Source organism: Micromonospora sp. NPDC047756 (genome assembly GCF_055587245.1).
Window position 1 is genome coordinate 64,958 of sequence record NZ_JBVJGQ010000008.1, and the last position, 23,548, is coordinate 88,505.

At 68.6% G+C, this 23,548-nt stretch carries 24 protein-coding genes; 23 read left to right on the plus strand and 1 reads right to left on the minus strand.

The window, feature by feature from the left end; genetic code table 11:
* Positions 1-327, minus strand: a complete 327-nt coding sequence (locus ACZ6NZ_RS25645) for a hypothetical protein (RefSeq protein WP_465860617.1) — start codon at positions 325-327, stop codon at positions 1-3.
* 56 nt (positions 328-383) lie between these two features.
* Between ACZ6NZ_RS25645 and ACZ6NZ_RS25650 the strand changes: the two genes are divergently transcribed.
* From ACZ6NZ_RS25650 to ACZ6NZ_RS25760, 23 genes are all read left to right on the plus strand, one after another.
* Positions 384-1,073, plus strand: coding sequence for a hypothetical protein (locus ACZ6NZ_RS25650; RefSeq protein WP_465860618.1), 690 nt, complete (start codon positions 384-386; stop codon positions 1,071-1,073).
* 12 nt (positions 1,074-1,085) lie between these two features.
* Positions 1,086-2,612, plus strand: a complete 1,527-nt coding sequence (locus ACZ6NZ_RS25655) for a hypothetical protein (RefSeq protein WP_465860619.1) — start codon at positions 1,086-1,088, stop codon at positions 2,610-2,612.
* Positions 2,613-2,633: 21 nt separating this feature from the next.
* Complete coding sequence (locus ACZ6NZ_RS25660) at positions 2,634-4,358, plus strand: hypothetical protein (protein ID WP_465860620.1); 1,725 nt, start codon at positions 2,634-2,636, stop codon at positions 4,356-4,358.
* A gap of 77 nt (positions 4,359-4,435) precedes the next feature.
* The gene (locus ACZ6NZ_RS25665) at positions 4,436-4,759 is read left to right on the plus strand and encodes a hypothetical protein (protein WP_465860621.1); all 324 of its coding nucleotides are present in this window, start codon (positions 4,436-4,438) and stop codon (positions 4,757-4,759) included.
* A gap of 74 nt (positions 4,760-4,833) precedes the next feature.
* On the plus strand, positions 4,834-5,925 hold the full coding sequence (locus ACZ6NZ_RS25670) for a hypothetical protein (RefSeq protein ID WP_465860622.1): 1,092 nt from the start codon (positions 4,834-4,836) through the stop codon (positions 5,923-5,925).
* Between the two features lie 23 nt (positions 5,926-5,948).
* Positions 5,949-7,607 carry a hypothetical protein gene (locus tag ACZ6NZ_RS25675; protein ID WP_465860623.1) on the plus strand — a complete coding sequence of 553 codons (1,659 nt, stop codon included), beginning with the start codon at positions 5,949-5,951 and terminating at the stop codon, positions 7,605-7,607.
* 2 nt (positions 7,608-7,609) lie between these two features.
* Positions 7,610-7,966 (plus strand): capsid cement protein, encoded by a 357-nt coding sequence (locus ACZ6NZ_RS25680; protein WP_465860624.1) that lies wholly within the window; start codon positions 7,610-7,612, stop codon positions 7,964-7,966.
* A 13-nt stretch (positions 7,967-7,979) separates the two neighbouring features.
* Complete coding sequence (locus ACZ6NZ_RS25685) at positions 7,980-9,221, plus strand: phage major capsid protein (protein ID WP_465860625.1); 1,242 nt, start codon at positions 7,980-7,982, stop codon at positions 9,219-9,221.
* Between the two features lie 2 nt (positions 9,222-9,223).
* A complete protein-coding gene (locus ACZ6NZ_RS25690) occupies positions 9,224-9,691 on the plus strand; it encodes a hypothetical protein (RefSeq protein WP_465860626.1) in 468 nt (155 codons plus the stop codon).
* A 117-nt stretch (positions 9,692-9,808) separates the two neighbouring features.
* The gene (locus ACZ6NZ_RS25695) at positions 9,809-11,257 is read left to right on the plus strand and encodes a glycine-rich domain-containing protein (protein ID WP_465860627.1); all 1,449 of its coding nucleotides are present in this window, start codon (positions 9,809-9,811) and stop codon (positions 11,255-11,257) included.
* A gap of 18 nt (positions 11,258-11,275) precedes the next feature.
* On the plus strand, positions 11,276-13,048 hold the full coding sequence (locus ACZ6NZ_RS25700) for a polysaccharide deacetylase family protein (RefSeq protein WP_465860628.1): 1,773 nt from the start codon (positions 11,276-11,278) through the stop codon (positions 13,046-13,048).
* Positions 13,049-13,062: 14 nt separating this feature from the next.
* A complete protein-coding gene (locus ACZ6NZ_RS25705) occupies positions 13,063-13,470 on the plus strand; it encodes a hypothetical protein (RefSeq protein ID WP_465860629.1) in 408 nt (135 codons plus the stop codon).
* 4 nt (positions 13,471-13,474) lie between these two features.
* Positions 13,475-13,903 carry a DUF6093 family protein gene (locus ACZ6NZ_RS25710; RefSeq protein WP_465860630.1) on the plus strand — a complete coding sequence of 143 codons (429 nt, stop codon included), beginning with the start codon at positions 13,475-13,477 and terminating at the stop codon, positions 13,901-13,903.
* Positions 13,904-13,916: 13 nt separating this feature from the next.
* Positions 13,917-14,270 (plus strand): HK97-gp10 family putative phage morphogenesis protein, encoded by a 354-nt coding sequence (locus ACZ6NZ_RS25715; RefSeq protein WP_465860631.1) that lies wholly within the window; start codon positions 13,917-13,919, stop codon positions 14,268-14,270.
* A complete protein-coding gene (locus ACZ6NZ_RS25720) occupies positions 14,263-14,709 on the plus strand; it encodes a hypothetical protein (protein WP_465860632.1) in 447 nt (148 codons plus the stop codon). Before ACZ6NZ_RS25715 ends, ACZ6NZ_RS25720 begins: the two co-directional genes overlap by 8 nt.
* Positions 14,702-15,025 (plus strand): hypothetical protein, encoded by a 324-nt coding sequence (locus tag ACZ6NZ_RS25725; protein ID WP_465860633.1) that lies wholly within the window; start codon positions 14,702-14,704, stop codon positions 15,023-15,025. The genes ACZ6NZ_RS25720 and ACZ6NZ_RS25725 overlap by 8 nt, the downstream gene beginning before the upstream one ends.
* Positions 15,026-15,034: 9 nt before the next feature.
* Positions 15,035-15,382, plus strand: a complete 348-nt coding sequence (locus ACZ6NZ_RS25730) for a hypothetical protein (RefSeq protein WP_465860634.1) — start codon at positions 15,035-15,037, stop codon at positions 15,380-15,382.
* Entirely contained in the window at positions 15,379-15,879 is a 501-nt protein-coding gene (locus ACZ6NZ_RS25735) for a phage tail tube protein (RefSeq protein WP_465860635.1), read from the plus strand. Before ACZ6NZ_RS25730 ends, ACZ6NZ_RS25735 begins: the two co-directional genes overlap by 4 nt.
* Positions 15,880-16,061: 182 nt before the next feature.
* On the plus strand, positions 16,062-16,637 hold the full coding sequence (locus ACZ6NZ_RS25740; protein WP_465860636.1) for a hypothetical protein: 576 nt from the start codon (positions 16,062-16,064) through the stop codon (positions 16,635-16,637).
* A 113-nt stretch (positions 16,638-16,750) separates the two neighbouring features.
* Positions 16,751-17,038 (plus strand): hypothetical protein, encoded by a 288-nt coding sequence (locus ACZ6NZ_RS25745; RefSeq protein ID WP_465860637.1) that lies wholly within the window; start codon positions 16,751-16,753, stop codon positions 17,036-17,038.
* An 18-nt stretch (positions 17,039-17,056) separates the two neighbouring features.
* A complete protein-coding gene (locus ACZ6NZ_RS25750) occupies positions 17,057-20,704 on the plus strand; it encodes an HlyD family secretion protein (protein WP_465860638.1) in 3,648 nt (1,215 codons plus the stop codon).
* Complete coding sequence (locus tag ACZ6NZ_RS25755; protein WP_465860639.1) at positions 20,704-22,092, plus strand: SGNH/GDSL hydrolase family protein; 1,389 nt, start codon at positions 20,704-20,706, stop codon at positions 22,090-22,092. The genes ACZ6NZ_RS25750 and ACZ6NZ_RS25755 overlap by 1 nt, the downstream gene beginning before the upstream one ends.
* An 18-nt stretch (positions 22,093-22,110) precedes the next feature.
* Positions 22,111-23,529, plus strand: a complete 1,419-nt coding sequence (locus ACZ6NZ_RS25760) for a hypothetical protein (protein WP_465860640.1) — start codon at positions 22,111-22,113, stop codon at positions 23,527-23,529.
* Positions 23,530-23,548 lie beyond the last annotated feature (19 nt).

The following is a 23,548-nucleotide window of genomic DNA, read 5'->3' on the forward strand; positions in this document are numbered from 1 at the left end:
TCAGCGGTCCGCCGCGATGACCAGCTTCACGGCGCCCAACCATCCGACGACCGCAAGGGCACCGTCGTTGATCGTGTCCGCCGCCACAAACCCGCGGGCGTGGGTAACGCCTGCTGCTTCGAGGATTGCGGCCCGCAAACGTCCGGCATCAGCCGCCGCCTCCTCGGCGGTGTCTCGTTTGGTCTTGCTTTGCGCCGATATCACGATGTCCTCGGCGTTCACTTTCAGCTCCCAACCCATCGTGTTGGTCGACCAAGCTCCGCCCCACAGCTTCGCCGAATCAATCTCGGCACGAGTGAGCGCCATCTCCTGCAACACCGTCGCCATGGCGGCCACCTGACCCGCCGAGATCGTTGATCTGGTCATGTCTCTCCAATCGTTTGATGGCACCGTACTGGCACTGGCGGACATTGGGCGGGGGCAAGTCGGTCATGACAGCAGTCGACCAGCCCGCCGGCCGTGATAAGCCCAAGTGCGGCGGCAAGCGGCGCGGTGAAGGCGCAGGGCAGTTGTGCACCCGTCCCGCCGGCTGGGGTACCGACCACGCAGGAACCGGCCGATGCAAGCTCCACGGCGGGTCCACCAAGTCCCACACGGTTGCCGGGCAGAAAGCGCTGGCCGAGCAGGCGGTGAAGACGTTCGGCTTGCCCCGCGAGGTTGACCCCCGGGACGCCCTCCTCGAAGAGGTCCACCGGACGGCTGGGGCGGTGGCGTGGCTGCACGAGCAGGTGCAGGCGTTGCAGGCCGCCGACGTGGTGTGGGGTGTCACCGAAGAGGTCGACAAGATGGCGGGCGAGTTCCCGGGCACTGACACGAAGCGCGCCGCAGAGGTGAACGTCTGGGTTCAGTTGTGGCGTGCCGAGCGAGCCCACCTGGTGAAGGTGTGCGAAAAGGCGATTGGCGCCGGTCTGGAAGAACGCCGCGTCAAGCTGGCTGAGCAGCAGGGCGCCATGCTCGCCGGGGTGATCAAAGCGATCCTCGGGGACTTGGACCTGTCGCCGGAGCAGCAGGCGAAGGTGGCCACGGTGGTACCGATGCGGTTGCGGGCAGTCTCCGGGCCGATGGCGGCGTAGCCGGGAGGTCGGATGTCGGCCTCCGTGTTCGCGCCACCTGTTGACCCGTTCGAGGCTGCGGCCCGCATGTTCGAGCCTGCGCCCGTGTCGCCGTACCTCAACGATCCGGTGGGGTGGTGTCAGCAGCGGCTCGGTGAGCACCTGTGGAGTAAGCAACGGGAGATCGCCGAGTCGGTGCGGGACAGCCGGCGGACGGCGGTGAAGTCGTGCCACAACGCCGGCAAAAGCTGGATCGCCTCCCGCATCGCCGCCTGGTGGTTGGACACCCACCCGCCCGGTGAGGCGTTCGTGGTGTCAACGGCGCCCACGTACAAGCAGGTGCACGCGATCCTGTGGGAGGAGATCCGGGCGGCGGCGAAGAAGGCCGCAGGGCGTGGCGAGCCGCTGCCGGGCAGGGTGTTGCAGTCCGATGAGTGGAAGCTCGACGATGGCACCCTGATCGGGTTCGGGCGAAAACCAGCGGACACGGACGAGCACGGGTTCCAGGGCATTCACCGCAGGTACGTGCTGGTGATCCTCGACGAGGCGTGCGGTATACCCGCCCAGTTGTGGACCGCCGTGGAGGCGATCACCACCAACGCTGACTGTCGGATCCTCGCTGTGGGTAACCCCGACGATCCGGCCACCGAGTTTCACCAGGTGTGCAAGCCGGGCTCTGGGTGGAATGTCATTCGCATCTCCGGGCTCGAAACCCCGAACATGACAGCGGAGCGGGTTGCCGCGGAGCCCGGCTTGAAGGATCTGTTCGACAGGCTGGGGTTGGCGCCGTCGACCGAGTTCGTGCCCGAGGGTTTGCGCCCTCTCATGTTGGATGCGGGCTGGGTTGCGGACAAGATTCGCCGGTGGGGTGTGGAGTCACCCCGGTTCACGTCGAAGGTGCTGGGGGAGTTCCCCGACATCGGCGAGGACGTGCTGATCTCACCCGCGTGGATCCTGGCCGCGCAGGAACGTTCGTGTGCCCCGGGTCCGTGGTCGATCCTCGGTGTGGATGTGGCCCGGTTCGGGTCGGACCGGACGATCCTGCTGGTTCGGCAGGGCGCGGTGGCGCGGGTGATCGGCGACTACGCGAAACAGTCCACGACCGAGACGACCGGCCGTGTCGTTCAAGCCGTCCGTGACCGGGCGGTTGATGAGGTTCGCGTTGACGGTGTGGGTGTCGGCGGCGGCGTGGTCGACCAGCTGGTTGAGCACGGACTTGACGTGGTGGACATGCAGGCCGGCAGCGGCGCCGTTGACCGGGAACACTTCGTCAACGCCCGCGCTGAGTGGTATTGGAGCCTGCGCCAGCGGTTCGAAGACGGCGACTTGGACCTTGACCCGGATGACGATGAGCTTGCCGCCCAGCTTGGGTCGATGAAGTACAAGTTCACGTCGCGGGGTCAGATTCAGATCGAGTCGAAGGACGACATGCGTAAGCGCGGGATGCCGTCGCCGGACAAGGCGGACGCGTTGATGTTGACGTCCCCGCCGACTCCGGTGAGTGAGCAGGACGTGTACGAGGACGCCGACGACGCTGACTTCGAAATTTCGCCCGTCTGACCGGCTGGGGGGTGACCTGCTGTGCAGGAAACCGCCGAGGTGACCCCGTCCGCTGAGGTGGACTTGCACGCCCGCATGGAGAAGTTGGTTGTCCGCCTGGAGCAGGAGGTCAACAACAACGAGCTGCTGCAAGAGTCGGTGGCCGACTTGCAGCGGGCGTTGTACGAGCCTGGTTGGATCCGGCTGACCGCCCAGGGTGAGCACGAGTTTTCGCCTGAGGCGATGACGCAGATGCGGGCGATTTGTCGCCTGTTCGCAATCAAGCAGCCGCTGATCAAGCGCGGTTTGAACCTGCGGTCGGCGTACGTGTGGGGTCAGGGTGTGGAGATCACCGCCCGCGCGAACGGCCGTAAGACCGGTGAGCAGGATGTGCAGGCGGTGGTGCACGCGTTTTTGACGGACCCGTCGAATGAGCGCACCGCCACTGGTGCTGCCGCGCGGGACCAGTTGGAGACGTTCGGGCTCGGCTGTGACGGGGAAGTGTTCCTTGCCTTGTTCACCCGCCCGACGACCGGGCATGTGCAGGTGCGCACGTTGCCGGCGGATGAGATCGCGGAGATCATCTCCGATCCGGAGGACGCCGCCACCCCCTGGTTTTACCTGCGCCGGTGGACACACGTCGGGCGTGATGAGCACGGCAACCCGGTGCGGGAAACCCGGGAGCAGTTGTACCCAGACGTCGACTACCGGCCCACCTCGCGGCCCGGCACGTATGCCAGGAAGAAGGTCGACTGGTTCTCCCCCGTCCTGCACGTCCCGGTGAACCAGCCGTTGGGTTGGCAGCGGGGCATCCCCGACGCGTACGCCGCGGTGGACTGGGCGAAGGCGTACAAAGAGTTCTTGGAAGACTGGGCGCGTTTGATGCGCTCCCTGTCCCGGTACGCGTGGAAGGCCAGCGCCCCCGGTGGTCGTAACGCCGCCGTGCGCACCCGACTCGCCGGTCCGCCTTCCCGCGACCCTGGCACTGGGGAACCGTTGCACGCCGGGGCGACCGCTGTACTGCCCCCCGATGTGCAGTTGGAGGCGGTGTCGAAGTCCGGTGCCACCTTGGACGCCGACTCCGGCCGCCCCCTCGCCGCGATGGTCGCCTCAGCGTTGGACATTCCGGTGACGTGGCTACTCGGTGACCCCGGGGTGACCGGCAACCGTGCCACGGCGGAAACCCTGGACAAGCCCACTGAGGGCACCATGAGCCAGCGCCGCGACCTGTGGGCTGCCGTGCTGCACCGCCTGCTGCGGTATGTGATCACCGAGTCGGTGCGGGCCACCAAGGGCAGGTTGAAGGGCAGCATCACCGCCGACCCGTGGACGGGCCGTGAGGTGGTCACCCTCGCCGGGAACACCGACCCCACCATTGACATCACGTGGCCGCGCCTCGACAAGGTTGACCCGGCCACCGTGGTCAAGTCGGTGGTGGAGGCCAGCGGGACGGGGACCATCCCACCGGAGGTTGTGGCCCGCCTGCTGCTGACCGCTCTGGGTGTGCGCAACGTCGACCAACTGTTGGAATCCATGGTCGGCCCGGACGGCGAATTCTTGTGGCCCACACCGTTGGGTTCACCTGCTGCCGACCGGGAACGGGCCGGCGGTGACCCCGCCGACGCCGGCCCGGGGCGGATGGCCCCCGACGACGAACCAGACGGGGACGACAACGAACCGGACCCGGGTGACGGGCCGACCACCGAACAACTCGCACTCCCCATTCCCGCCCCCACCCGGCGGCGGGCACACCGACGACGGGGGTGACCGGCATGTGGGGCTACCTACAACGCCGCCTCGGAATCGCCGAGGTGCGCACAGCACTACACAGGCAGGAGATCAAAATGGGTAAGTTCAGCGACGAGATGGGTGACCTCCAGACCCGGCTGACCGGGCTCGCCGACGCGCAGGCCGCTTCGGCGACGAACCTGCGGGACGCGATTGCCCGGCTGGAGCAGCGGGTCATCGACCTCCAGGACGGTGAGCTGACCTCGGAGCAGCAGGCGATCGTGGACGGCATCAAGGCGGACGTCGAGTCCCTGCGCACCGCCGTGGAGTCGGCGGACGACGGCTACGAGCCGCCCGTCGTGGAGCCGGCCCCGGTCCCGGGTGTAGAGGGTGAGCCGGAGCCGGGTTCCGTGGCGGACCGGCAGCGCGGCGGCCTCTGAGCCTCCGCATGATCGTGTCGGGGTGGTCGTCTACGGTGCGGCCACCCCGGCGCCACACCTGAACGTGCCCGGGGGTGACGGTGGCTGTCACCTCCCGCACCCTCAACCTGCTCCGCTCCATGCGCGCCCGCATCGGCGGGTACGCCGACGACGCCGTCCGTGACCTCACCGGACGGTGGGTGAAAGCGTGGGACACCCTCACCCCCACCTGGGCGACCGCCGCCGACCTGCTCGCTTTGTGGGCGGTTGACCGGGGGCGTTGGCTCAACCCGGTCGAGTTGGCGCGCATCGAACCCGTGCAGTACGCCCTCACCGTCACCGACGACACCCTTGACGTGTTGGGTGCCGCAACCGGCAGCGTGGTCACCGCGGCGTCCGGCCTGGCCATCGACGCCACAGCCGCCGCCGAACCTGCGGTGATCGCCTCGCAGGTGCCGGCCGCCTACCGGGACGACACCGCCGAACGGGTTGCCGCGCGGATCCTCCCCACAGCGTTGGACGCCATCCGGGTTCGCACCGCTCAGGCCATCACCGCGCAAACCCGGCCCCTGTCGGCGGACGCGTCGGCGGCGATCCGCCGGGAACTGGTTTCCGGGGTATCCGCCGGCAGCAACCCAACAGAGATCGCCCGCCGCGCTGTCGCCGCCGTTCAGGGCCGCTTTGAGGGCGGCTTGGTGCGGGCAACGAATGTGGCCCGCACGGAAGTCCTCGACGCTCACCGCACCGCAGCCCGGTACGCGGACGAAGCCAACGCCGACCTGCTCGACGGGTGGGTGTGGCTAGCCACCGTCACCGGCAAGAACGCAGCGAAGACATGCCCGAGCTGCTGGGCGATGCACGGCACCGTATGGCCGCTAGAACAAGCCGGGCCGTGGGACCACCAGTCGGGCCGATGCTCTAGAGCCCCGAAAGCGAAACCGTGGCGGGCGCTCGGTATCGACCTCGACGAACCCGCCGACGCCACCCCCGACCGGCAAGCCGCCTTCGACGCCCTCAGCGACGAGCAGCAAGCCGCGGTGATGGGTGCCAACCGGTTGGCCCTGTTCCGCGCCGGCCTCATCGGCTGGGATGACCTGCCGCAGCGCCGCGACAACCCGGCGTGGCGCACCTCGTACACCCCGCGCCCGTTGGGCGACCTCAACCGCATCGCCGACCAGCGGCGCTAACCCACCCTGGGAGGCGAACCCCCATGCCCCAGCGGCCAACACCCGCGCGGGTCACCGCACCTGCCGGCTACTCGCAGGACGCGTTCACGTCAGCGCTGCGAGGCCGCCTGCCGGTCGCCGAGTCCGCGCCGACCGTGGAAGCACCCGACGACACCACCGCTGAGGCCGCCACCGGCGGTGCCCCAGTCGAACGGGTCGCCATCCGTGAAGCGGACGCCTCCGGTGCCACCGTCACCCAGCCCGGCCGACTCGCAATCCGGCTGATACGTGCCGGGTGGAGTTTAAACGGGAACCTGTATCCGGCCGAGGTGCTGCGCCGCGACGGGCCGTCCGCCTGGCCGCAGGGCACGTTCTGCTACGTCGATCACGCCACCGACGAGGAAGACGCCGCCCGCCCCTCCGGCAGCATCCGCAACCTCGCAGCAGTCACCACGACCCCGGCCCGGTGGGACGAAGCGGAACAGGCACTCACCGCTGAGGTGCGCCTGTTCGCCCCGTGGCGTGAAGCCATCACCGACATGGCCGACACGATCGGCATGTCCATTCGGGCATGGGTGACCGGTGAGCACGGCGAACGCGACGGCCGTGAAGGGTTCATCGTCCAGTCGATCCCCGAAGGCCGCTCCGTTGACTTCGTCACCAAACCGGCGGCCGGGGGTGGCATTGTGTCCGTCCTAGAATCCGTCGGCAACACCGTTCCGGCGGCTGAGGCGCGCAACGTCGCCCACTGGTTCGAAGCCCGCCTGCACAGTGACTTCACGCAGCGCGCCGACAACATGTTCGGCGACGGGCGGCTCACCCGCGACGAGCGCATCACCTTGTCGGGGGCTGTCGGTGACGCGTTGTCCGCGTTCGCAGCCCGCGTTGAGGCCGACGCGCCGCAGCTCCTCTCCCGGGATTTGTGGGAGGAACCCGCTCAGCCGCAGACGGCCCCAGCAGCGGAGACCGCGCCGCCCCCCGGCCCGGCCGACGCCGCGCCGACCCCCACCACCGAGGCCGTTTCGGCGGCCTCCCACACCGTGACGGACGGCGCCCCGCCGACCGCACCCAACCCACCCATCGAAGGAGGACCCGACATGTCGGGTACCACGACCGGTATTGCGCCGGTTGAGGCGGGGACGGCACCGGTCGTCGACACCGCCCCTGTCACCCCGCCGGCCCCGGCGGCGGAGGCCACCCAGCCGCGCGTTGACGTGCAGGCTGCTGTTGCCGCTGCGCTCGCGGAGGCCCTGGCCCCGCTGACGCAGCAGCTCACCACCGTGCAGCAGGCGCTGAACACCCAGCAGTCGGAGAACCTGGCGCTGCGCAACCGTGGCCGGGCGTCTGAGGCTGTTGCGGCTGGGCTGCGCGCCCCGGAGTTCGCGGATGTGGCCGCGCAGATCGGCCCCCGGGTGACCGCCCGGGTCCTCGCGGATGTTCCGACCACGGCTGAGGGTGCGGTGGATGACGCCGCCCTCGGTGAGCGGATCACCGCCGCCATCGCCGACGAGGCCACCTATGTGCGGGGTGCCCGCGCGGAGGCCCTGGAGGCGGCCGGTGTGGGCCAGCCGTACGGGCTGGGCGCTGTCCGGCAGGAGTCGCCGCAGGACGACGGCTTCGAGAAGGAACTCAACAGCTTCTTCGGCGACACCCTCGGGCTCGCTTCTGAGGCCGCGAAGATCGCCGCGAAGGGACGTGCCTGATCATGGCGAAGAACACCGTCATCATGTGGACCGAAAGCCTGGCGCTGGTTTGCTCGCAGCCGGCCGTCCCGCAGTCCGGTGACCCGGTCATCTACGGGCAGCTCCCGGGCGTGGCGCTCACCAACGAGGACTCCAACGGTGTCACCACTGTCGCCGTCAACGGCGTGTTCGACATCCCCGTCAAGGGCGAGACGACCACAGACGCTGCCGTCGTAGCCGGAGACATCCTCTACTACGACACGGCCGCCACCCCGCACAAGCTGAACAAGGACAACACCAACGGTGTCCGTTTCGGCTACGCAATGGCCGCCGTGGCGTCCGGCGCGACCACCACCATCCCTGTTCGCGTCGGCTACTAGGAGACCAGCGCACATGACTACCGCCCTGCTCGACGCTGGCTCCCACACGCTGGGGCAGCTCGACACCTTCCAGGCCGGCACCGAGGGTGCCGCCACGAACAACATCTACAGCACCGAAGGCATGCTGCTGTCCGGCGGCAACCGGCGCCAGCGGCGCCAGGAGTCCCGCGACTACCGGCAGCGGCTTGTCGGCCTCACCCGCCTGTACCGGGGCATGATCGAGGGCGACCGCCGCGCCGCCCTCGCCTTCCAGGAGGCCATGTCCCGCGCGGACTTCACCTACCTGTTCGGTGACATCATCGACCGGCAGCTCCTCGCCTCGTACCAGACGCGGCCGGTGCAGTGGAACATGTTCGCCAAGCGGGGTCGGGTGCGGGACTTCCGTACCGTCAAGCGGTTCACCCTCGACGGCGGCGAAGCCGTCCTGAACCAGGTGAAGGAACTCGCGCCGTACAAGGTGCGCAAGGTCGCCGACGGCTCGTACGAGTACGCGGTTGCCAAGTTCGGTGACCAGATCGCCGTGTCGTGGGAAACCATCGTCAACGACGACCTCGACGCCCTCACCGACCTGCCGACCCGCCTCGGCAACGCCGCCCGGCGCACGGAGGAGCGGTTCGCCGCCGCCCTGTTCTCGGACAGCACCGGCCCGAACGGCACCTTCTTCTCTACCGCCAACCGCAACGTCATCAACACCACTGTTGTCGGGTCGACGGTCACCCCGAACCCGGCGCTGACCATTGGCGCGGTGCAGCAGGGCATGCAGGTGCTCGGCCAGCAGAAGGACACCGACGGGGGCCCCATTTACATCGAGGGTGTCACCCTGGTCGTTCCGCCGGCCCTGGAAGTCCCGGCGATGAACATCATCAACGCGACGGAGATCGAGGCCGCGTCGGGTGGCGGCAACGGCACCGGCAACGACCAGCTTCGGGTGACGAACTGGATGCGTAACCGCGTCCGGGTCGTCGTGAACCCGTGGCTGCCGATCGTGAACACCACCAACGGCAACACCGCCTGGTACCTGTTCGCGGACCCGCAGGTGGGCCGCCCGGCGATGGAGATCGGTTTCCTCATCGGCCACGAAACCCCTGAGCTGTGGGTGAAGAGCCCGAACGCGATGCGGGTCGGCGGCGGGCCGGTGGCCCCGGAGGAGGGCGACTTCGAGCACGACTCGGTGCAGTACCGGGTGCGTCACGTCCTCGGTGGGACGCTGATGGACAGCAAGAGCGCCCTCGCCTCGAATGGGACTGGGGTCTGATCATGGCTCGGCCCCGCCCGAACCTGGGTACACCGTTCGGCACTGACGGGCCGTGGCTCGCCGCGATCCTCGACACTCTCGGGGACATCGCGGACCTGCTCGACGCCCGGCTCCCCGCCCCCGCTTCGGCGGACGGTGGGGGGCCGGCGTCGGACGGGCCGGTCCGGATCAGCGAACCCGCCCCCGACCGGAAACCCGACAAGACGGTCACACCCGTGTCGGAGCCTGCCGTCGACGAACCACCCGCCGCGGATGACGACACCGACGACGAGCCGGTTGAGGTGACCGAACCGGCACCGGATGACCGCCCGTCACTGCCACCCCCACCGCCCCGCAGCGGCAAAGGGTCCGGCATTGACGCCTGGCAGGCGTTCGCGAAGGTCGCCAAGGTCACGCACCCGGCGGACGCCAACCGCAACGACATCATTGCCGCGTGCATCGCCGCGAAGGTGATCAGCGCAGACGCGTAACCCCCCCGGCCCCAACCTTCGGGGCTGCCTCTCCCCCGCACCTCGCCCCACCGCTGCCGCGCCGCCCACCGCCGCGCGGCCATCCGGCCTGCCCCGAAAGTGAGATCCACTATGCCCGTGCCCGCTGGTGGGAACCCGTCAGGCGGTTCGTCGCGCCTGACCGGCCCGGATGAGGCGTACCGCGTCGTCTACTTGCAGGACGGTCGCGCGAAGGCACGCGGCTACCCGGTGCCCCTGTTCGCCGACGAGGGCGGCTCCGTCCCCGCCGACGTGTTGACGATGACCGGGGAGGAGATCCCGGAGTCCACCCTGATCGTGGACGTCCACTCCCGCATCCCGCTCTTTCAATACCCGGAGGGCGCGGACGTCGTCTACACCAGCATCAACGGCGGGCCGATCGTCCCGTTGTACGCGCGCACCGACGACCGCATGGACACCCTCAGCGAGGTTGTCGCCTCGTCGTTGGACCGGTCGTCGCACACCGGAACCCAGTCGTACACGACAATCACCGGCCTCGGTGATGCCGCACTGCGCGGGGTGGGCACCGCCAACGGCACCGTGGCCGCCGGCAACGACGCGAGGATCGTCGGCGCCGCCCAGAAGAGCGCGAACCTCGGGGACCTGGCGAACTCGGCCACGGCCCGCGCGAACCTCGGGTTGGGCAACGTCGACAACACCGCCGACGCCGCCAAGCCGGCATCAGGCCCGCAGGTCACCGCCATCAACAACGCCATCGCCGCAGCGGCTACCGCCGGGGCACCGGACGTGCAGACGTTCACCGCCGACGGCACGTGGACGAAGCCGGCCGGCGCGAAACTGGTGCAGATCATCGCGATCGGCGGCGGCGCCGGTGGTGGGTCCGGCCGTCGGGGTGCGGCGACCACGAACCGCGGCGGCGGCGGCGGTGGCAGCAGCGGCAACATGCTGCCCCCGGTGTTCCTGCCCGCCAGCCTGCTCCCGGCCACGGTCGCTGTGACCGTTGGTGCTGGTGGTGCGGGTGGCGCGGCGGTCACCGTGGACGACTCGGGCGGCCAGAACGGCGCCAACGGTGGGCACTCGGTGTTCACCGGGTTTGTGACCGCGTACGGCGGTTTGGGCGGTGGCGGTGGTACGACCGCTGGTGGCACGGCGGGCGGCAACTTCTCGGGCCTGAACGCGGCGGGTTCGGCCGGTGGCACGGGTGTGGGTGTGTCGTCCGGCAACCCGTCCTACGGCCCGTCTGGTGGCCCCGGTGGCGGTGGTATCAGCACTGCTGATGTTGCCTCGAACGGTGGTGGCGCGAACCAGATCGTGTTCGCCAGCGCCGCTGGTGCGGTGAACCGTGGCGGGCAGGTTGTGGGCGGTGCTGTGGCGCTTGCCGGCGGCTCCGTCCCGGTCGGCACCCCCTTGCCCGGTGGCGGCGGTGGTGGTGGTGCGGCGAGCATCACCGGCCCGGCCGGGGCTGGCGGCAACGGCGGCCTGTACGGGGCTGCCGGTGCGGGTGGTGGGGCGTCGCTGAACGGCAACGCATCGGGCAAGGGCGGCGACGGTGCCCCCGGCATCGTCGTTGTCGTCAGCTACTTCTGAGACGGGGAGTAGCTGACGATGGCGCGTCTCATTGGTCCTGACGAGTCGATGCGGTTGGTGTACCTGCGTGACGGGCGTGCCCGCGCCGGGGGGCTGCTGGTGCCGTTGTGGGCTAACCAGCAGTGCACCATCCCGGCGGATGTGTTGACCGTTGATGGTGATCCGATTCCCACCTCAACGGTGACCGTCGACGAGTACAGCCGCATCCCGCTGTTCCGCTACCCCGACGGTGCGGACGTGGTGTACACCGCCATCAGCGGCGGTCCTGTGACCGAGCTGCGGGCTGGCACGGACGCCCGGGTGTCCGCCCTGGCGGAGCAGGTCGGCGGCGTTGTCGGCCAGGTGTCGACGGCGATCTCGGACGTGGCGGCGAAGTCGGCGAACCTCGCCGACTTGCCCAGCCCGGCGACTGCCCGCACGAACCTGGGCCTCGGCAATGTGAACAACACCCCCGACTCGGCGAAGCCGGTGTCGTCGTTGCAGCAGACCGCGATCAGCAATGTGCAGTCGGCGTTGACGGCGGAGATCGCATCGGTGCAGGCGGCGGCAGCCGCACCCATCGAGGTGGCGGGCAGCAACCTGACCGGGTTGGCGTTGCAGGCCAAAGGCGGCAGCATCGGCACCGGCGGGAAGCCTGTCGTGTCGATCCGTTTCGACCACCACCTGACGAACTTGCGGAACACCATCTGGCCGCTGTTGGTGGCCCGGGGTATGCCAGCCACGGTGGGTGTGGTGTCCCGCTGGCCGACCGGGGACAGCCTGTCGACGGGTGTGACGTGGGCTGATTTGCGGGCCATGTGCCGGCAGGGTTTGGAGGTGTGGTCGCACTCGGCGACGCACGCCGACGCCGCCACCCCGCAACGCCTGGTGGAGGAAATCGTCACCAGCAAGGCCGAGATCGAAGCCCAGGACATCTCGGTGTGGGGTTGGCAGGTCCCGGGCCTGGAACCGACCGACCCGTCGTGGCGGTTGGAAACGAACGCCCACCTCGCCGGGCTGGCGGGCCGACTGATCGCCCAGACGTACCCGTTCTCCGAGGGTTACAGCCTCGGGTCGACGTGGCGGTCCATGCCGCACCGCTCGTACCACGGCCTCAACCACTTGACGATCGAGTTGATGGGCCAAGCTGCGGTACAGAACACGGTCACGCAGGCCCTCGCCTACGGGGCGGGCATCCAACTCATGCTGCACCCCGGGTACATCGGCCTCAACGGCTACATGTCCCTGAGCGCGTTGACCGGGGTGTTGGACTGGCTGGCGGCAAGGCGGGACGCCGGGGACTTCGAGATCATGACCGCTACCGGTTTGATCGCCGCCGACCCCAACCACACCCGCAAGCTGAACTTGCTGGGCAACAGCTCGTTCGATCCGGACTATGCCGCGTTCTGGACGGGCTGGTCGCACGGCACAGGCGTCAGCTTGCGCACCACCGGCGGCCACACCGGGGCGAACTTCGTCGAGTTCACGACCAGCGGGACCGCCAAGTTGCAGCAGATCACCAGTGCCCTCACCTACACCGGGTCGCAAGGTGGCACGTTCCGGGTTGAGGCGTGGATCCGGGCCACCGGCGCACTGCCGGCGACGGGCACCATCCGACTGGTCGACAACACCAACGCCAGCCGGTACGACGAGATCCGCTCGTTCACCCCGTCCACGCTCAACGTGTGGCAGAAGGTTTGGTGGAACACCAGCCTCCACCCCGCCACCATGCAACTGCGCATCGAGCTGGGGCGGGCGACCGGGGTTGAGCAGCCCATCCAGTTCGACGACATCACCATCACCCCCGTCTGAGAGAGGGGGCGACTGTGCCGGTTCCCGCTGGCGGCGATGAGCTGATTTTCAGCAACGACCTGACCCAACCGGTCGGGATGGTGCGTTTGCTCATCACGGACACGTCGGACACCCCTGCGGACCAGTTGTTCACCGACGAGCAGTTGTCGGCGTTGCTGGTGATGGAAGGCGGCGGGGTCAAGCGCGCCGCCGCCGCCGCGTTGGAGATCATCTCCCGGTCTGAGGTACTGGTCAGCAAGAAGATCACCACCCAGGATCTTTCCACCGACGGGCCAGCGGTTGCCGCCGAACTGCGGGCCCAGGCGAAAGCGCTACGCGAGCAGGCACGGCAGGACGACGACGACGCGGTGAGCGGGTCAGACGCGTGGGCGATCTCCGTCGCCGACTTCAACCCGAACGCCGCCTACTGGTGCGGGTGGTGAGGCTGTGCCGCTCCCGAACACCCACCTGATCCACCCCCGCTTCGAGCAGCACCACCGTCCGGTCGCCGACCGGCAAGCCACCGCCACCTGCCGGGTGGAACGCCCCGCCCAAAAGGCGGTGTGGGATGACGAGGCCGGCAAGAACGTGTACCCGCCCCCGGTGCTGCTGTACGAGGGCCCGTGCCGCTACCAGTACCTGTCGGCGGCCGGAGCGCCAGTCGTTGCGGACACCACCACACCCCTGGCTGATGTGCGGGTCACCCTGCCCGTGAGTGGAGTGGTGTACAAGGCCAACGACCTGGTGACGCTCACCGCGACCGCCACGAACCCTGACCTTGTCGGGCGCACCTTGTCCGTGGCAGCCGTGTCCGGCAGCAGCGTTTCGTGGCAACGCGACCTGACCTGCCAGTTGAGGCAGCCCACCACCCGATAGCAGGGGGTGAGCGGTGGACGACTTTGACCGGCTCGCCGACGACATGGACGACAGCCCGGACAAGCTGGGTCGCGAGGTACACGCCTTGGTGCGGGCATCAACGCTGCGGACGGAGCAGTTGGGTAAGGCCAAGGCTCCGGTTCGCACGGGTCACCTTCGGTCGTCCATTTCCTCCGACTTCGACGGCGGGCCGGGTTCGGCTGTGATCACCGGCGAGACGGGGCCAACCGCCTCGTACTCGCACTTCGTTGAGCACGGCACTTCGAGGATGGCCCCTCAGCCGTTCATGGGGCCGGCGGCGGATGTGGTGGAGCCCTTGTTCTACGCAGGGGCTGAGGCGTTGGCCGGGCAGGTGTTGGATGGCTGACACCGATGTGGGGTGGGCGCACGCCCAAGGGTTGGCGGACCTACTCGACCCCCTGCCCTACCAGGTGTTCGTCGGCCAGGTCGACGAGGTGGGCGGGCCGCTCGAATACCCGCACCTGATTCTGTGGCCGCCGCCAGCAACCCGGCCCACCATCACCCTCAACGGGTACGGCGGTGAGGTCACCACCACCACCCAGATCACAGCGGTCGGCCGTGACCCGCGTGAGGCCATCACCGCGTTGGATCGGGCGTCCGAGCTGCTGCACCGCCGACGCCCCACCATCGCGGGCCGACTCTGCTCGGTCATCACCCAGCAGCCGGAAGCAGCCGGGCCACCGCAACCGCAGAGGGATGAGCAGGCACGCACCCCCGACGGTCATCCCCCGTACTTCACGTTCGCCCTGTTCACCCTGCACTCATCACGGAGCCCCAATGGCTGAGATCCCCGTCCGAACACCCTCATATGAGGGTCTGAACCTGAACCTGACGCAGGCTGCGGCGAACGACACCGCGAAGTGCGGTGCCGGGTATTCGCTGCTGGTCAACAACGGCTCCGGGTCGCCGATGACGGTGACGGTCGCCGTGCCCGGCAACACCACCTACGGGGTGGCCGCACCGGACAAGGTGTTCACCATTCCCGCCGGCCAACTGTGGGAAATCCCGCTGCTGGACGTGTACCGGGATCCGGCGGACCGGCTGGCGCACCTCACGTGGTCGTCGACGACCACGGTCACTCGCATCGTCGTGAAGCGGTAAGGGGGCGTCGTGCCGAAGTGGATCAGAGTCCGTGACACGAACACGGGGCACACCTTCGATATTGAAGCCCGCGCGTTGGAGCACCGCCGTGGTGTGGAGCCGGTGAACGACCCGGAGCGATGGCCGGACATCGAGGGGCCTCGGGTGCATCCCCGACCGCCGAAGCCGTTCGTCGGCAAGGACGGGCGGACCCGCACCAGCAACCCCGACGCGACCTCCGACGGCGGTTCCGTCGACACCAGTCAGGTGCCGGAGAGCAACGAGCAGGCCGGCGAGGACGGCCGTCAGGCCCGTCGCAGCAAGACCACCAGTGACCCGGCGGGACCGTCGGCTGACACCAGCAAGGAGCAGCAATGAGCCAGCCCGCAGCCGTACCTGCCGATGGTAACCAGGCCGTCTGGTGGGTGCCCGCCCTCGCCATCCCGTCGAGCCCCACGGTCGGCGAACTGACCTCCGGGTCGGTCATCGACGCGTCGTGCTACCTCACCGCTGAGGGGTGGACCCCGTCCACCGACGAGCAGGTTGTGGCCGACCAGCGGCTGTGCTCCACGTCCGACTACGAGCAGCCCGGACGCCTACAGCACACCCTCGCGATCAGCTACGTGCACAACCCGGACTCCCCGGCCGACAACGAGCTGTACCTGGCGCTCACCCGGCTGACCACGGGGTTCTTCGTGGCCCGCATCGGTGTCCCCTACGACCAGGCCATCGCGGCCGGAGACATCGTGGACGTGTACCCGGCGAAGATGGGTTGGCGGACGAAGAACCCGGGCGCGGCGAACGCTGTGCTGACCGTGTCGCAGAAGCCGTTCATCAGCGGGCCGGTCGTGCAGGACGCCGTGGTCGTCGCCTGACATGCGGGTGGCCCGGGGAGCCAAGTTCCCGGGCCGTGCAGCGGCCTCACTGCGGTTCGTCGATCCCGATCAGGCGTAGCCATCGGCGATATTACCCCCTCTGAGCTGGCGGTGTGGGCTTGCAGCCCTTGCCCACACCGCCTTCAACCATGTCCAAGGGCTGCACAGGAAAAGGGCTGACCATGACTACCAGAACCACCCAGAAGGCGGCACCACCCCCGCCGAGCACCAAGGACCGGTTGCAGGCGGCGAAGCTCCCCGAACGCACCGTCGACATTTGCCTGCGCGGGGACCTGCAAGCCGAGTGGGAGGACCTGCACCGCCAGTTGGCGGACGCCGAGGTTGCGGCGGCGAAGGACAAGCGCCTTGCCGGCAACACCGCTGTGCAGGACATCGGCGACATGATCACCGCAGTGCAGGATCAGATGCGTGCCGACACCCTTGTGTTCCGGATGCGTGCCCTGTCCCGCAAGGTGTGGGGCGAGCTGATGAAAGCCCACCCGCCGCGCAAGGACAACGACGAAGACCAGCAGTTGGGGTACAACGTCGACAGCTTCATGGTCGCCCTGATCCGGGCGTCCACGTACGCCCCCGACGACCTTGACGACGAGACGTGGGCGGATCTGCTCGACGAGCGAATCACCGAATGGCAGTTCGCCCAGTTGCAAAACACGGCGTTGGCGTTGAACGTGCGCAAGGTTGACGTCCCAAACTCGTTCGCCGTCTCACGGATGACCCAGCCCTCCGGGCGCGGTTAGAAGCCGCGAGACGGCTTGGGCTGTCACTGCGCGAGTTTGAGGGCTGGACCCCGGAGCGGGTCACCGAGCACGAATACGACGCCACCGGCCGGCTCATCCGCTCCACGGAGTGGGTGGAGTCGGCGTGGGATGAGCAGCAACGCGGGTGGATGCTCGCGTTGGGTGAGTACGACGCCGACGTGTGCCCCCACTGCGGCGGCCCCTCCGACGTCTGCCAGTCCAAGGACGCCGACCGGAACAACCCGCGCGCGCAGTGGATTTACTGGCCCATCACCCCCGCCGAGTGCGCGGTGACCACGGCCATGCGGTTGCACAAGCAAGACCCGGAGGATCGGCGAGCGCTGATCCCCCGGGTGGTGCGGGTACGCCGCGGTTCCCCGAAGCCGAAGAACGCCATCTAGCGGGGCGGGGGGTGGCCCGTGCGCCGCATCGCCGTCGAGTTCCGCGCCGAACTGGCCAAGTTCCGCCGCGACATGCGCGACGGGGCAACCGACGTGCGGCGGCTCCGCGACGAATCCAAGGCGGCACAAGCTGAGGTGACCGCCCTCGGTGTGGCCGGGGAGAACGCCGGCCGCCGACTGGGTGACGGGTTGGTGCGTGGCGCCGGCCGGTTCGCGTCGGCCGGGCAGGACGCAGGGCGGGCGTTCGGCGACGGACTGACCCGCGACGCGTTGGGTCGGATGCGGTCCGCTGACGGCAGGTTCGCCGCTGAGGGCCGCCGCCTGGGTGCGTCCGCCGGCCGGGGCATTTCCGGGTCGCTGGGCAACTTCAATTCGGTGACGGCCGGCGGTCGGGCATTCCTCATCCTGTCCGGCGGGGCTGCCGCCGCGGTCGCCTCGTTGCAGGGTGTCCCCCCGGTGCTGTCCGCGATCGGCGGCAGCTTGGCGGCGATCCCCGGGTTGGCCGCTGGTGCTGCCGCATCCCTGGCCACCCTCGCCCTCGGCGGCATGGGTGTGGGGTCGGCGATCGGTGAGGTGTTCAACCCACCGGCCGGCGGTGGTGGGGGCGGCGGCGGTGGGGGTAATGGGGCGGCGAACGCGCGCGCTATCGCTTCCGCCGAACGAGGCTTGGCCCGCGCGCAACGCGAATCACGGTTGGCCCAACTGGATGTGAACCGGGCCCGCCGGGACGCCACCCGCGAACTGCGGGACATGCGCGTTGCGTTGGGTCGGGTGGCGTTGGACGAGCGTGAAGCCGCCCTGTCGTTGGAAGAGGCCCAGAAGGAACTCAACCACCTGCGGGAGATCAACGCCGAGTCACCCGGGCTGGTGCCCGAGGCGGACATGCGGCGGGCGGAGTTGGCGTACGACGACGCCGTCCAGTCGATGACTGAGGTGTCGATCCGGGCGAAGGATCTGCGCCAAGACCAGTCCGAGGCGGCGAAGGCGGGCGTTGAGGGCTCCGAGCAGGTGCAGTCGGCGTTGCGCCGGCAGCAGGACGCCGCTGAGGCGGTCATCGACGCTACCGACGCTTTGGCTGCGGCGCAGGAGTCGGCGGCTGCCGGTGGGGCGTCGGGTGGGGCTGCTGTTGCCACCGCCTACGACAAACTGTCGAAGAACGCGAAGCTGTTCGTGGATGAGATCGCCCGGTTGAAGCCCGAACTGGTGGGGTTGCAGCAGCTCGCCCAAGATCGGGTGTTCGCCGGCCTGAACACCGAGCTGCGGGAAACCGCTGAGGTGGCGTTGCCGTTCGCCCGCCGTCAGGTGATGCGTTTCGGTGACACGTGGAATGACACGTTCACGCAGGTGTTCCGCCTGGGCCGGGATAAGCGGTTCCTGTCCGGCTTGGATGCGGCGTTGGCGTCGTCGGACCGGTTCTTCGACAAGGTGAACGCCCGGATTCCGTCCACCGGTTTGGCCCTCGCGCACCTGTTCACCGGCAGCGCCCCGTTCGTGGACGCGTTCGGGGACAGCCTGTTGCAGTACATCGACGACTTCAACTCGTGGATCGACCGGTCCGCCCGCAACGGCAATCTGGAGCGGTTTTTCGAGGATGCCGCCGAGCAGGCCGACGCGCTGCTTGACCTGACGCGTGAAGTGTTCGTGCTGGTGGGGAAGATCGGCGGGATGCGGCAAGGGTCGACGTTGCTGCGGGACATGGCTGATGCTGTGGCCGCGTTCAACGATGAAGCCCGCGACATGCGCTCCCTTGAGGGGATCATCGCCACCGGCAACGCCGCCATCCGGGGCACCGTTGAGGTGCTGATGGTGCTCGGTGAAACCCTTGGGGAGACCCTGGCCGACCCGGGCACCCGGGCCGCCGTGGAAATCTTCTTCGACGTGCTGAAGGTGGGCGCGGAGACGGTCGGTGAACTCGCCGAACTGTTCAGCCTCCTCCCCGACGGGGTGCAGGCCGTTGTTCTGGCCGGCGCCGCCCTCGCCCTTTTGGGCAGCCGGGTCACGTCCGTGTTCGGTCGGGCGCAGGATGCTGTTGGCCGGTTCAGCGGGAAACTGGACAACCTGGGTCCGGTGGGTGAGCGGGCCGGGCGTGGCCTGGAGGCCACCACGAAGTGGGCTGGTCGGGCTGCTGGGGCGTTCATCGCGTTGCAGGCCGCCGGGGTGGTGTTCGACCAGTTCCGGGCTGCTGCCCCCGATGTGGAGCGCCTGACGAAGGCGTTGCAGGAGTACGCGGTCAGCGGCAAGGTCACCGGTGAGGCCACCCGCGTCTTCGGTGACGGCCTGGGTGACCTTGGGCAGGACGCGCAGGCCGCCTCCGACTCGTGGTTCCCCAAACTTGGGCGGGCCATTGAGGGCATCATCCCGGGGGCCCGTGAGCTGAACGAGGTGTTCTGGGGCGGGTCGTGGACCGGCAGCGCGGAGAACATCAAAGCCCTGGATGAGTCCCTGGCCCGGCTGGTCGAAACGTCCGGCAAGACCGCCGGTATTGAGGCGTGGAACCGGGTGCTGTCCGAGTCGGGCATGAACGCCGACGAGCTGATCAAACTGCTGCCCGCGTACGAGCAGGCCATGAAGGACGCCGACATGGCGGCCGGCAGCGCCAACGCCAAGCAGCAGTTGCTCAACGGCAGCATGCAGGACGCCATGACCACCATGGGGTCGTACTCGCGGGCGTGGCAAACCCTCAACGGGGTGCAGTTGGACGCCGACGAGGCCGCCCTGTCCGCCATCGACGCCATCGACTCTGTGCGGGACGCGTTCAAGAAGAACAAGGACACCGTTGACGGCAACAGTCGGGCTGCCGTTGAGAACCGGATCGCTGTCGCTAGGGCTGCGAAGGCGGCTGCCGAGGCGGCGCAGAAGCGGTACGACGAAACCCAGTCGGTGGATGAGGCCACGGCCGCGTACAACGGGCACATCGGTGCGCTGCGGGGCGTGTTGCAGCAGACGAACCTCACCGACGCGGAGATTGAGCTGCTGCTGGAAACGTTCGCGAAGATGCCGCCGGTGAAGGAAACGGCGGTGTCCGCGCCGGGTGCTGTGGCGGCGAAACGTCAGGTGGAGGATTTCAACTTCACCGTGAAGACGGTGCCACCCAGTAAGACGGTGCCGTTTTGGGCTGACACCCAGTCGGCGAAGGCTGCCGTCGAAGTCCTCAAAGCGAAGATCAACGAACTCAAGGACAAGAAGATCTACATTGAGGGCACTGTCCGGTGGACCAGCAAGGGTGACCTGAAAGTCCCCGGCGGCACCCTCCTCAAAGACCGCTGGGGTGGGGTCCACGAAGGCGGCTACATGAAAGCCGCCACGGGTGTGCTGCGCGAGGCGGCAACGTTCGGGCCACGCTCCCCCGGCCGGTACATGATCGCCGAACCGGAAACCCAAGGTGAGGCGTTCATACCCAAGGTCGGAAACCGGGAACGTGCCATCAGCATCGGCCGCCGCGCCATGGAATGGCACGGCATGTCTGTCGTCCCGAAGGGATGGTTGTCCGGGCAGCCGGGCAGCATCACCACCACCCCCAGCACCACCCCGCAGGTCAGCGAAGGCGACACCCACGTGTACGTCGAGATCGACGGCCAACAGTTGGAAGGCCGCATCACGCGGGTCGTGAAGGACACCAACCGGCAGTTGAAACGCAACGTTGGCGCCGGGGCGGGGAGGCGATAGTGGCACGGCTTCTCGGCCCCGACGCCGGCACCCGGTACGCCTACCTGCCGTCCGGTGCGCCAGCGGGCAACGCGAACGCGGTCGTGTACGCCGACAGCGGCGGGTTGACCCTCGCGGACATTCGCACCTACGACGGGTCGGAAACACCGGGTGCGGTCATCCTCGCCTCACAGGTCACCACCGACGGGAACGGGCAGCTTCAACTGTTCTGGTTCCCCGACGGGGTTGACCGGCTGTGGGTGCGCGTCGGCGACGGACCCCTGTTCCCGGTCGACGCGGACAACAACCGCCGTTTGGACCTGCTGTCCGCCGCGGTGGACGGTGCCGGGCACAACCGGTCGTTGCGGCGCTGGTATGGGGCGTTGGCCGCCCGTCACGAGTCCATCGCGTCGGTGGTGGTGATCGGTGACAGCAACTCGGAAGGGTCGGGGGTGACGGCGCTGCGCCGCCGGTGGCAGCAGGTGTTGCAGTTGGAGTTGCGGGCGCGGTTCCAGCCGGCGGGGGTGGCGGGGGCGACGACGGCGTACATTTCGGCGTCGCCGCGGCTGAGCCCGTTGCCGGGTGACTACCCGCGCACGGCAACAGGTGGGGTGACGACCGGTTCGTACGGGTTGGGGTTGCGTGCCGCCGCCGTCATTGCCGGCGAGTCGGTGACGTTCACGTTCACCGGCACCCGTGCCAAGTTGTACGGCACCAAGGGCGCGTCGGTTGGCAAGTATTCGATCAAGCTGAACGGTGGCGCGGAGACGGTCGTTGATGGGGCTAACGCGTCGGTGGTCAGCGGCCAACTGATCTGGGACTCCGGCACCCTCACGGTTGGGGCGCACACGGTGGTGGTGGCCCGCGCGGCGTCCACGGTGACCAGCCCCGGCCCCGTCTACCCCGAGGGTTTGATGACCTACAACGCCGATGAGGCGTCGGGTGTGCGGGTGGTTGATGCGGCACGGCACGGTGCCACGCTGGCCACGTTCACGGGCAGCACCGCATGGCAGACGGCGTTCACCGCGATCGAAGGCAAAGGGCTACTGATCATGCCGTGGGGGGCGAACGACTCCACCTCCGGCACCAGCCCGGCAGCGTTCCGCACCAGCCTCGAAACGCTGATCTCCGCCGCCCGCACCGCCGGATTCGCGGGCAGTGTGCTGCTGGTGCAGATGCCGAAACGGGGGACCGCCGTCGAACAAACCTGGGTGGACTACCTGGCGCAAATCGACGCCCTGGCCGCCGCCGACCCAGACGTGGCCACCCTGAACCTGCGGGCCAGGATGCCCGACCAGGGCACCTCGGAGGCGACCGCGTTGGGTTTGTACGCCGATGAAGTCCACTACAGCGACAAAGGCCACGGGTGGATCGCCGACCAAATCGCCACCGCCATCCTGCCCCGCTAGTCGGACGGAGGTGAACCTGTGCCGATCCCCGCAGGCGGCGGAACCCCACCCGTCATCCCCACCGGGCCCCTGTACTACGACCCGGTGTTGTCGCGGGTGCGGTTGACCGCGACGGGCCTGCTCGACTCCGAGCCGTGGACGGTGCAACGGTCCACCGACCTGATCCGCTGGGCAACCGTGCGCGGCGGCACGGCACTCACACCGGTCACCGGCACGGTGCAGGTCGACGACTACGAGTTCTCCCCGAACATCACCAACCACTACCGGGTGATGGGCCCCACGTGGTGGGACACGTTCAGCCGCACCGTGGCCGGCGGGTGGGGCGGCTCGTGGGTCACCTCCGGCGGCACCGGCGCCAACTACGCTGTTCCCGGCGGCGTCGCCCAGCACCTGCACACCTCGGCCGGCACCCTCCTCACCTCGCTGGTGAATGTGGGCGTCACCTCCGGCACCCTGCGTGTTGACGTGAACGTGCCGGTCACCCCCACCGTCGCACCGATCACCGTGTGGGTGCCGGTGCGGGCCACCGGCCTCGGTGATTACTACGTCGCCCATTTGACGTTCGGCACCGACGGGTCGGTGAAACTGTCCCTCGGCAAACGGGTCGGCGGGGCACTGACTTTCCCCGTTAGCCTGGTGCCGGTGGGTACGAACAACACGGCGTTCCGGTGGCAGATCCGGGTAGACTGGCAGGGTTCCACGGTGCGGGCGCTCGCCTTCCAGGGCAACTTTGTGCCCGACTGGCAGGCCACCATGACTGACCCGGACATCACCGCCGGCACCCAGGTTGGGGTGTTGACCCGCCTGGAGTCCGGCAACACCAACGGCGCGGTCACCATCACCGTGGACAGCTTCGTGATCATGTCCCCCCAGGCGGCGGCGTTCACCGGCTCGATCGTCCCCGACCTGGACACGGTGTGGCTCAAGTCGATCAGCAGGCCGTTCCTGAACCGGGCGGTGGTGGTGCGCGACTACTCGGATGTGGGCCGCCGCTCCCGGGCCGGGGTGTTCGACGTGAAAGGCCGCACCCTGCCGGTGGCCGTCACCGACGTGCGCGGATCCCGGCAGTGGACCCTCGATGTGAACACCTACGACGAGCAGGAACGCTCGGACCTGGATTTGCTGCTGGCCGCCGGTGACATCCTGCTGGTGCACGTGCCCGCGAACAGTGGGCGGATCTCCGCCACACCGGGCGGGTACGTGTCGGTGGGTGACACCAGGGAGGCGACCCCACCCACGGCGGAACTGGAGTGGCGGGTGTTCACCCTGCCGATGACGGAGGTCGCCGCCCCCGGCCCCGACGTCATCGGGTCAACGTCAACGTGGCAGACGGTGCTCAACGCGTACGGCACATGGGGTGAAGTGCTGGCCGCCCACACGTCGTGGGCTGACCTGCAAGACCTCATCGGCGACGGCACTGAGGTCATCGTTTCCTGACAGTCGGCGGCTTCCAGCT